The sequence below is a fragment of the Sphaerisporangium melleum genome, assembly GCF_014646695.1.
GTDB lineage: Bacteria > Actinomycetota > Actinomycetes > Streptosporangiales > Streptosporangiaceae > Sphaerisporangium > Sphaerisporangium melleum.
The window spans coordinates 677-6,107 of the sequence record NZ_BMNT01000089.1 but is presented as its reverse complement, the minus strand read 5'-3'; the positions used below and the strand labels follow the sequence as shown (position 1 = coordinate 6,107).

Genomic DNA, 5,431 nt, shown 5'->3' with positions numbered 1-5,431 from the left:
CTCGTCCTCGACGGGGCGGCGCGGCCCGCCTGCCCCCTGGCCATCGCTAGTCATCGCTGTCGAGCCTAAATGATGCATGCTCCCTGGCGGGGCGCCGACTCGGCATCACGTCCAAAGAAACTCCGCGTCGCGCCGACGAGGGCGGCCGCCGGGGAGCCCCGGCGCCGCGCGGGTCGAGACCACGTCCGCAAGCTGCAAAGACTCAGCAAAATGGCCCGCATCCCTGCAGGGTGCGGGCCATTCGAGCTCCCTGCCTACTTGCCGGCGGGCAGCGCGTCGCGCTTCTCGCGGATGCGGGCGGCCTTGCCGCGCAGGTCGCGCATGTAGTACAGCTTGGCCCGGCGGACGTCACCGCGGGTCACGACCTCGATCTTCTCGATGACCGGGCTGTGCACCGGGAACGTACGCTCGACACCCACGCCGTAGCTCACCTTGCGGACGGTGAAAGTCTCACGGATGCCACCGCCCTGGCGGCGCAGCACGAAGCCCTTGAAGACCTGGATGCGGGACCGGTTGCCTTCGACGACGCGGACGTGGACCTCCAGCGTGTCACCCGGCCGGAAGCTCGGGATGTCACTGCGTGTGGAGGCCTTCTCAAGCTCCTGGATCAGCGTGTGCATGACAGCGGTTCCTCGTTCTGAGCGAGCACCCGGAGGTCCGCCCGGCCACGCCTGAGGCATGGCGGCGAGGTGGACACGAGCGCTGGGCTGAATACGTCTCAGGCCGGGGCCGTCTGCCCGGGCCGCGCGCGCCAACCACAGGGCAGTTGGCAGCAGCGATTCAGTCTGCCATATCTGTCGGCGTGAAGCGAAACGAAACGGGACCGGGACCGGCCGCCGCAGGTCATGACGGGTCCGCTCCCGGCGGGGCCGCCTCGTCGAGGATCTCCCGGTCGCGCTTGTCCAGGGCCCGCCGGTCCAGACGGGCGGCGAGTTCGGGACGCTTGGCGATCGTGCGCCGCAGCGCCTGGTCGCGCCGCCAGCGCGCGATGGCCCCGTGGTTCCCGGAGAGCAGGATCGGCGGGACCTCGTGCCCGCGCCAGACGGGCGGCTTGGTGTAGACGGGGCCTTCGAGCAGGTCGGCCATGGCACCGGGGGCGAAGGAGTCGTCGGCCACCGAGCCGGCGTTGCCGAGCACACCCGGCAGCAGGCGGCCGACGGCCTCGACGATGACGAGCACGGCCGCCTCTCCCCCGGCGAGGACGTAGTCGCCGATGCCGACCTCGTCCACCCGCAGCCGCGAGGCGTACTCGGCCATGACGCGGGAGTCGATGCCCTCGTAGCGGGCGGGGGCGAACAGCAGCCAGGGCTCCTTGGCGTACTCCAGGGCCACTTCCTGGGTGAACGGCCGCCCGCTCGGGGTGGGCACGACGAGCCGGGGCGGCGTGGTGGCCGCGCCGACCACGGCGTCGATGGCCTCGCCCCACGGCTCGGGCTTCATCACCATGCCGGGGCCGCCGCCGTACGGGGTGTCGTCCACGGTGCGGTGCACGTCGTGGGTCCAGTCGCGCAACTGGTGCAGCCGGATGTCCAGCAGCCCCTTCTGGCGCGCCTTGCCGATGAGCGAGACGTCCAGCGGGGTGAAGTACTCCGGGAAGATCGAGATGATGTCGACGCGCATGCTCACCCCTCGCCGGCCTTCGTGCGGCCTTCGGTGGTCACGACGCCTCCTCGGGGTCCAGCAGGCCGGGCGGGGCGTCCACGACGACGCGCGCGGCGGCGAGGTCCACTTCGGGCACCAGGGCCTTGACGAAGGGGACGAACACCTCGCCGTGCCCGCGCCGGACGACCAGGAGGTCCTGCCCGTGGTGCAGGACGTCGATGATCTTGCCGACCTGCTCCCCCGCGGCGGTGACCACCGACAGGCCGATGAGCTGGTGGTCGTGGAACTCGTCGGGGTCCTCAGGCGGCGGGATGTCGGCGGAGTCGATGACGAGCATGGTGTCGCGCAGCGCCTCGGCGGCTTCGCGGCCGTGCACGCCCTCGAAGCCGAGCAGCAGGATGTTCTTGTGCCAGCGTACGCTCTCGACGACCAGCGGGCCGGTGCCGGGCGGGTCGGTGGCGAGGGCGTTCCCGGGACGGAAGCGAGCGGCGGGGTCGTCGGTGCGCACCTCGACGGTCACCTCGCCACGGATGCCGTGTGGGCGGCCGATGCGGCCGACGACCAGTTGCACGGAATTGCTCCCTTTTGACCGAGTCGGATGTCGGATCGATGTCGCCGGGAACCACGACAGGGGACCGCCCGGCTGCCGGGGGTCCCCTGTCCAGAGGTGGTGGCCTCTGCGGTCTGGTTACCGGGCTTCGTTCAGGTCGACCAGGTCGACCCGTACGTACTTGCCGTCGGCCAGGGCGTTCATCACGGTGCGAAGCGCCTTGGCCGTGCGGCCGCCACGGCCGATGACCTTGCCGAGGTCGTCGGGATGGACCCTGACCTCGAGGACGCGCCCGCTGCGGATGCGGCGGGGGCGAACCAGAACGTCGTCCGGGTGTTCGACGATGCCCTTGACCAGATGCTCGAGGGCTTCCTCAAGCACCTCAGGCCTCGCCTTCCGGCTTCTCCTCCGCGGCCGGCTCGGCCGGGGTGGCGGTGGTGTCGTCGGCCTTCGCGGTCTTCTTGGCCTTGCGCTGCGTGGTGGCGTTGCCGGTGGCGGTGTCGCCGGCCAGCGCCTCCTTCGCAGCGGCCTCGTAGATGGCGTGGCGGTCGGCCTTGGGCTCGGCGACCTGCAGCGCCGGCGGAGCGGCCTCGCCCTTGAACTTCTGCCAGTCGCCGGTCAGCTTGAAGAGCTTCAGCACCGGCTCGGTCGGCTGCGCGCCGACGCTCAGCCAGTACTGCGCGCGCTCGGAGTCGACCTGGATGAAGGAGGGGTTCTCCTTCGGGTGGTAGAGGCCGATCTCTTCGATCGCACGGCCGTCACGCTTGGTGCGGCTGTCGGCCACCACGATGCGGTACTGCGGGTTGCGGATCATACCGAGCCGCTTGAGCTTGATCTTGACTGCCACGGGTGTGGACTCTCCTGATTTCGCGCGTGGGTGAGCGGGCGTCTCGCCGAGTGGGGCACGACGGGATGACCGCCCGAGGGACTGGCATGACGCGCGGGGGTGAGAGGGCACCCACGGTCACGGCGTTCCAACATGTCATTGTGCCAGATGATTCGGCGGCTGTCCGAATCGGCGCGTCGATCGCCCTGTCCGGCCGCGGCCGGACAGGGCGATCAGCGCAGAGACCGGGCCGGCCCCGCGATCAGGCGGCTTACTGCTGCCCGGGGAGGCGGAACTTGGACGGGTCGAAACCGGGCGGGAGCTCCAGGCCCGGCGGAAGCTTGCCGCCGAGGCCGGCCAGGCCGGGAGGCAGCGGCGCGGACGAGCCGCCGCTCGCGGCGCCGGCCTTGCCGAGCGCCGCCTTGCGCGGGTCGCCGCTGACCCTGCGCCCCTTCTTCGCCTTCTTCTGCGCGGCCTTGTTCTTGCGGCCGCCCGGCATGCCCGGGATGCCCATGCCGCTCGCGACCTGCTTCATCATCTTCTGCGCGTCGAAGAACCGCGTGACGAGGTTGCTGACCTCAGTCACGCTGACCCCGGAGCCGCGGGCGATGCGGGCGCGACGCGAGCCGTTGATGATCTTGGGTTCCTGGCGCTCTGCGGGGGTCATCGAGCGGATGATGGCGGCGACCCGGTCGAGGTCGCGTTCGTCGACCTGGTTGAGCTGCTCACGCATCTGTCCCATGCCCGGCATCATGCCGAGGAGGTTCTTCAGCGGGCCCATCTTGCGGACCATCATCATCTGCTCGAGGAAGTCGTCGAGCGTGAAGCCGTCGCCCGAGACGAGCTTGCCCGCCATCTTGGCGGCCTCCTGCTCGTCGAACGTGCGCTGGGCCTGCTCGATCAGGGTGAGGATGTCACCCATGTCGAGGATGCGGGACGCCATGCGGTCGGGGTGGAAGGCGTCGAAGTCCTCGAGCTTCTCACCGGTGGAGGCGAACATGATCGGACGGCCGGTGATGTGCCGCACCGACAGCGCGGCGCCGCCGCGGGCGTCGCCGTCGAGCTTGGTGAGCACCACGCCGTCGAAGCCGACGCCGTCCATGAACGCCTGGGCGGTGGTGACGGCGTCCTGACCGATCATCGCGTCGACGACGAACAGGACCTCGTCGGGGCTGACGGCGTCGCGGATGTCCGCGGCCTGCCTCATCAGCTCCTGGTCGATGCCCAGGCGGCCGGCGGTGTCGATGATGACGATGTCGTGCTGCTGGCGCCGGGCGTGGTCGACCGACTCGCGGGCGACGGCGACCGGGTCGCCGACGCCGTTGCCCGGCTCGGGGGCGTACACGGCGACCTCGGCCCGCTGGCCGACCACCTGGAGCTGCTGGACGGCGTTGGGCCGCTGCAGGTCGGCCGCGACCAGGAGCGGCACGTGGCCCTGCTCGCGCAGCCAGCGGGCGAGCTTGCCGGCGAGGGTGGTCTTACCGGCGCCCTGGAGGCCGGCGAGCATGATGACGGTGGGCGGGGTCTTGGCGTACCTCAGCCGGCGGGTCTCGCCGCCGAGGATCTGCACCAGCTCGTCATTGACGATCTTGACGACCTGCTGGGCGGGGTTGAGTGCCTGGGAGACCTCCGCGCCCCTGGCGCGCTCCTTGACGTGGGACACGAAGTCCTTGACGACCGGGAGCGCGACGTCCGCCTCGAGCAGGGCGATGCGGATCTCCCGACATGTGGCGTCGATGTCGGCGTCCGACAGCCTCCCTTTTGACCTGAGGGAGGAGAAGACCGATGTCAGCCGGTCGGAAAGCGTCTCGAACACGTGATTGGCCAGCCTCTGCGCTACGGGGTTGCGTCTCGCGACTCGACCTCCCAGCCTAACCGCTCCGCGGGCCCGTCATGCGTATCGAGCGGTAGGCGGGGAGGCCGGACGTCGCTATCCTCGCCGGCCCGGGACCGAGACCCGCATGGTGAGAGCGTGCTCGACCAGGGAGATGAGCGTGCTCTTGACCGACTCCCGCTGCCGGGCGTCGGTGCGGACGATCGGGATGTGCGGGGCGAGGGTGAGGGCGTCCCGCACCTCCTCCTCGTTGTGCGGGTACTGCCCTTCCCATCCGTTGAGGCCGATGACGAACGGCAGCTTCGCCTCTTCGAAGTAGTCGACGGCGGGGAAGCTGTCGGCCAGGCGGCGGGTGTCGACCAGGACGACGGCGCCGATGGCGCCGCGCACCAGGTCGTCCCACATGAACCAGAAGCGGTGCTGGCCGGGCGTGCCGAACAGGTAGAGGATCAACTCGCTGTCCAGCGAGACGCGCCCGAAGTCCATCGCCACCGTGGTCGTGGTCTTGCGTGGAATGAGGCCCAGGTCGTCGATGCCGGCGCTGGCGTCGGTCATGACCGCCTCTGTGGTGAGGGGGACGATCTCCGACACCGCGCCGACGAAGGTCGTCTTGCCGACG

Annotated in this window: 7 protein-coding genes; all 7 read right to left on the bottom strand. The window is 70.3% G+C overall.

What is annotated here, in order from left to right:
- Nucleotides 1-254: 254 nt before the first annotated feature.
- Entirely contained in the window at nt 255-620 is a 366-nt protein-coding gene (gene rplS, locus IEY93_RS37005; RefSeq protein ID WP_189167827.1) for a 50S ribosomal protein L19, read from the bottom strand.
- 223 nt (nt 621-843) lie between these two features.
- The gene (trmD, locus tag IEY93_RS37000; RefSeq protein WP_189167826.1) at nt 844-1,620 is read right to left on the bottom strand and encodes a tRNA (guanosine(37)-N1)-methyltransferase TrmD; all 777 of its coding nucleotides are present in this window, start codon (nt 1,618-1,620) and stop codon (nt 844-846) included.
- A gap of 37 nt (nt 1,621-1,657) precedes the next feature.
- Nucleotides 1,658-2,173 carry a ribosome maturation factor RimM gene (rimM, locus tag IEY93_RS36995; RefSeq protein WP_189167825.1) on the bottom strand — a complete coding sequence of 172 codons (516 nt, stop codon included), beginning with the start codon at nt 2,171-2,173 and terminating at the stop codon, nt 1,658-1,660.
- 117 nt (nt 2,174-2,290) lie between these two features.
- Nucleotides 2,291-2,533, bottom strand: a complete 243-nt coding sequence (locus IEY93_RS36990; protein ID WP_189167824.1) for an RNA-binding protein — start codon at nt 2,531-2,533, stop codon at nt 2,291-2,293.
- Nucleotide 2,534: 1 nt separating this feature from the next.
- Nucleotides 2,535-2,999 (bottom strand): 30S ribosomal protein S16, encoded by a 465-nt coding sequence (gene rpsP, locus IEY93_RS36985; RefSeq protein ID WP_189167823.1) that lies wholly within the window; start codon nt 2,997-2,999, stop codon nt 2,535-2,537.
- 250 nt (nt 3,000-3,249) lie between these two features.
- The gene (gene ffh, locus IEY93_RS36980; protein ID WP_189167822.1) at nt 3,250-4,794 is read right to left on the bottom strand and encodes a signal recognition particle protein; all 1,545 of its coding nucleotides are present in this window, start codon (nt 4,792-4,794) and stop codon (nt 3,250-3,252) included.
- Nucleotides 4,795-4,908: 114 nt separating this feature from the next.
- Nucleotides 4,909-5,431, bottom strand: a 523-nt coding sequence (locus tag IEY93_RS36975; RefSeq protein WP_189167821.1) for a GTP-binding protein, incomplete at its 5' end; no start/stop codon positions are given.

Bases quoted from the DNA above. Each gene is read 5' to 3' on its own strand.
- rplS (WP_189167827.1), bottom strand. From the start codon at position 620: ATGCACACGCTGATCCAGGAGCTTGAGAAGGCCTCCACACGCAGTGAC.
- trmD (WP_189167826.1), bottom strand. From the start codon at position 1,620: ATGCGCGTCGACATCATCTCGATCTTCCCGGAGTACTTCACCCCGCTG.